General features: G+C 67.3%; 3 protein-coding genes and 2 pseudogenes. 2 read left to right on the forward strand and 3 right to left on the reverse strand.

Going from position 1 to position 4321, the window contains the following annotated elements:
- Window positions 1-211 (forward strand): annotated as a pseudogene (locus A5699_RS13690) (IS110 family transposase); the annotation flags it as partial.
- Here A5699_RS13690 and A5699_RS29590 read toward each other — a convergent pair.
- The 3 genes and pseudogenes from A5699_RS29590 to A5699_RS13700 form a co-directional block, all read right to left on the reverse strand.
- Window positions 205-327 (reverse strand): annotated as a pseudogene (locus A5699_RS29590) (IS110 family transposase); the annotation flags it as partial. The pseudogenes A5699_RS13690 and A5699_RS29590 overlap by 7 nt on opposite strands.
- 328 nt (window positions 328-655) lie before the next feature.
- Window positions 656-2128, reverse strand: coding sequence for an aldehyde dehydrogenase (locus tag A5699_RS13695; protein WP_067770097.1), 1473 nt, complete (start codon window positions 2126-2128; stop codon window positions 656-658).
- A 55-nt stretch (window positions 2129-2183) separates the two neighbouring features.
- Complete coding sequence (locus tag A5699_RS13700; protein WP_369806699.1) at window positions 2184-2942, reverse strand: class I SAM-dependent methyltransferase; 759 nt, start codon at window positions 2940-2942, stop codon at window positions 2184-2186.
- Window positions 2943-2990: 48 nt separating this feature from the next.
- Here A5699_RS13700 and A5699_RS13705 point away from each other — a divergent pair, with 48 nt between their 5' ends.
- Window positions 2991-4160, forward strand: coding sequence for a glycosyltransferase family 4 protein (locus A5699_RS13705; RefSeq protein WP_067770102.1), 1170 nt, complete (start codon window positions 2991-2993; stop codon window positions 4158-4160).
- Window positions 4161-4321: the final 161 nt, after the last annotated feature.

Consider the following 4321-nt stretch of genomic DNA (forward strand, 5'->3'; position numbering starts at 1 on the left):
CGCCGTCGATGAGGTCGGGCGCACGCTCGGGCAGAAGACCGTCAAGGCCACCACCGACGGGCATCTCAAGGCCATCAAGTGGGCCCGCGAGCAGTTCGGTACCGAGCTGCTCTGGGCTATCGAGGACTGCCGCAACATGTCCGCCCGGCTGGAACGTGACCTGCTCGGCGCCGGGCAGAACGTGGTGCGGGTGCCCACCAAACTGATGGCCTTGAGATGCCCGTCGGTGGTGGCCTTGACGGTCTTCTGCCCGAGCGTGCGCCCGACCTCATCGACGGCGACAAAGGTGTGAGTGGACTTGTGTACATCGGCTCCAACAACAACCATGATGGTTGCCTCCTTCAGTCATGAAGAGGGGTGTGTTGAGGTTGGGCCGGTCGGCGGACACTTCTCAGTCGGGGGCGATGCCACGCTCCTATCAAGTCACGCCGGCCGGTCCTTCACATCTGATGCCGGCACTACTGCTCAACGCCAACCCCCACACGAGGACGGCAGACACAAACTGAGCCAGACACCAGATGATCCAGACCCAACCACCGCAACGCGGCAAAATCCAGACTGACACTGAGACACAAACCCTTACCTTTCCGCGCGAAAAGGTAAGGGTTTGCGTCTGCTCGCGGGAAGAACCCGCGGGGAGAACTCGCGGGGAGAACTAGGGGGTGTAGCCGAACGGCAGCAGCACGCTCTTGGCCTGGGTGTAGGCGTCGATGCCCTCGGGACCGTTCTCGCGGCCGATGCCGGAGTTCTTGTACCCGCCGAATGGTGAACCCGGATCGAAGGCGTACATGTTCACCGCGTACGTGCCGGTGCGGATCTTCGCGGCGATCTCGAGAGCCTTGGGGAAGTCGGTGGTGTACACGCTGCCGGCCAGGCCGTAGGGCGAGTCGTTGGCGATGCGCACCGCGTCGTCCTCGTCCTCGAACGGAATGACCACGAGCACCGGCCCGAAGATCTCCTCCTGGGCGATGGTCATCGAGTTGTCGACGTCGGCGAACACGGTCGGCTGCACGTACCAGCCCGAGTCCAGACCTTCGGGACGTCCGCCACCGGTGACGACGCGCGCGCCCTCCTCGATGCCCTTCTTGATGTAGCCCTCGACGCGGTCGCGCTGCTTCTCGCTGATCACGGGGCCGATCATGGCGGCCGGATCATCGGGCAGGCCGGCCTGCATGGCGCCGACAGCGCCGGCCAACTTCTCCACGACCTCGTCGTAACGGGACCGCGGGGCCAGGATGCGGGTCTGGCCGACGCAGGCCTGCCCGCTGTTCATCAGGCCGGAGAACACCAGCATGGGCAGCGTGGAATCCAGGTCGGCGTCCTCGAGGATGATCGCGGCGGACTTTCCGCCGAGCTCCAGCGTGCACGGCTTGAGCTTTTCGGCCGCGATCTTGCCGATCTCCTTGCCGACCGCCGACGAGCCCGTGAAGGTGAACTTGTCCAGCTCCGGGTTGTTGGTCAGGGCACGGCCGGTCTCGGGGCCGCCCGGAACCACCGACAGCACGCCTTCGGGCAGGCCGGCCTCGGCGAACACCTCGGCCAGCAGGTTGGTGGTCAGGGGGGTCTCGCCGGCGGGCTTGAGCACCACGGTGCAGCCGGCCAGCAGGGCCGGTCCCAGCTTGTTGCAGGCCAGGAAGAACGGCACATTCCAGGCGATGACGGCGCCGACCACACCGATCGGCTCCTTGAGCACCAGCGTCTGGCCGTAGATGCCGTCGCGGATGTCGCGCCAGGTGTACTTGTCGGCCGCACCTGCGTAGTACTGCAGGCCGGACACACCCGCGCCGAACTGCATCATGTCGACGATCGTCTGCGGCTGGCCGGTCTCCAGCTTCAGTAGGTGCTTGAACTCTTCGGCGCGCGCATTGATCAGCTCGACAGCCTTGGCCAGGACGGCCTGCCGTTCCTCGGGCGACAGGTGCGGCCACGGGCCCTCGTCGAACGCCTTGCGCGCCGCGGCGCAGGCCGCGTTCACATCGGCCTCGGCGGCCAACGGCACCTGCCCGACCTTCTCACCGGTGGCCGGCGAGAAAACTTCGATGACCTCCGAGGTCGACGGCTCGACCCACTGGCCACCGATGAAAAGCTTGTCGTAATCGGTCTTGGCGACAGTTGCGCTCTGTGTCATGGCCGTCACATTACCGAGGAATCGGCCAAACGAGAACCTGTTCCAGTTGACGGTTTCAGGATGGCCGGAGAACCAGCACCAGATTGCTCACCAGGAACTCCCGCAACCCCGGCACCGCGGTCATCCACCACGCCCATCGTGGGTGGTAGCGGGGAAAAGCGGCGATCAGGGAACCGGTCGAGCGCGCCCATTCCAGACCGTCGGCCGCCGACACCGCGAACAACGACGAGCCGTAGTCGTTTTTCGGTCGGTGGCCGTGCTTGCGGGTGTAACGCTCGGCCGCCCGGGCGCCCCCGAGGTAATGCGTCAGCCCCATCTCATGGCCGCCGAATGGGCCCAGCCACACCGTGTAGGACAGCACCGCCAACCCGCCGGGCCGCGTGACCCGCAGCATCTCGTTGCCCAACCGCCAGGGTTGGCGTACGTGCTCGGCGACATTGGACGACAGGCAGATGTCGACGCTGGAATCGGCGAATGGCAGTGCCATGCCCGACGCCCGGACGAATGTGCCCTCCGCGGCGTCGGCCGCCGGACCGGCGTGCATTTCGCGGGCGTCAGGCTCCACTCCGATGTAGCGCATGCCGGCCGCGTCGAACGCCGAGGCGAAGTAGCCTGGTCCGCCGCCCACGTCGAGCACGGTCCGCCCCGCCGGGGATTCGCCGGTGCTGGCGGTCCACAGATCGGTGACCATGGCGACGGTATCGGCGGCCAGCGCGCCGTAGAAGCGGGCCGGGTCGCTCTGCTCGAACCGGAACTGGGCCAGCAGGCCGATCGACCGAGGCAGGCTCGCCCGCCGGGCGAAGCGTGCCGAGATGTCGCTGGGCTGCACCCGCCCAACCTACTCACCGGTACCCTCAACACGATGCCTGCCCGTCCTGACCCCCGCCTCCGGAGCGTCCTGCTGCTCTGCTGGCGTGACACCGGTCATCCTCAGGGCGGTGGCAGCGAGGCGTATCTCCAGCGGATCGGGGCCTGCCTGGCCGACGACGGTGTCGACGTCACCCTGCGCACCGCCCGTTACCCGGGCGCCGCCCGTCGTGAGGTGATCGACGGCGTGCGGATCAGCCGGGCCGGCGGGCCCCACAGCGTCTACATCTGGGCCGGGCTGGCCATGGTGGCTGCCCGCGTCGGGCTCGGGCCGTTGCGCCGGGTTCGGCCCGACGTGGTCGTGGACACCCAGAACGGATTGCCGTTCCTGGCCCGGCTGGCGTTCGGCCGGCGCGTGGCGGTGCTGGTGCACCACTGTCACCGGGAACTGTGGCCGGTGGCCGGACCGGTGCGGGGCCGGATCGGCTGGTTCGTCGAATCGAAGCTCTCGCCGCGTCTGCACCGCCGCAACCAGTACGTGACGGTGTCGCTGCCTTCGGCTCGCGACCTCAACGAACTCGGCGTCGATTCCGGTCGGATTGCGGTGGTACGCAACGGGCTTGACGAAGCGCCCGGCGCCACCCTGGAGCTGCCGCGATCGCAGACGCCGCGGCTCGTGGTGCTCTCGCGTCTGGTGCCGCACAAGCAGATCGAGGACGCCTTGGCGGCCGTCGCCGTATTGCGCACCGAGGTGCCCGGACTGCACCTGGACATCCTCGGCGGGGGTTGGTGGCGGGAGCGCCTGGTCGAGCATGCCGAACTGCTGGGTATCTCCGACTCGGTGACATTCCACGGCCACGTCGACGAAGAGACGAAACACCGTGTGCTGCAGCAGAGCTGGATACATGTGCTGCCCTCGCGCAAGGAAGGCTGGGGGCTCGCGGTCACCGAAGCGGCTCAACATGGTGTGCCGACCATCGGTTATCGCGCCTCCGGCGGGCTGACCGACTCGATCGTCGACGGCGTCACCGGCCTGCTGGTCGAGGACCGCGATGCCCTGGTCGCCGCGATCCGTCAGCTGTTGAACGACCCGGTTCAGCGAATCCAGTTGGGCAGCAAGGCGCAGGCCCGCAGCGACGAGTTCTCCTGGACGCTGTCCGCGGACGCGATGCGGGCCGTGCTGGAATCCGTCCACGACGGGCAGTACGTCAGCGGCTTGGTGTAGCCGCCCCGACGACGTGAGCTCGGCGTCTTGGGCGTCGCTGGTCGCATCCGCCACGGTTTTCCGGGCGGTATGCGATGTGCCCGCCTAGTGGTCCGTCTGTGAATTAATACGGTAGTTTGTAGTATGCCCGTTATGACAGCTGCCGCGTTGCCGGTCAGCGA

The organism is Mycobacterium sp. E802, from assembly GCF_001666875.1.
In the GTDB taxonomy this organism is placed as follows: domain Bacteria; phylum Actinomycetota; class Actinomycetes; order Mycobacteriales; family Mycobacteriaceae; genus Mycobacterium.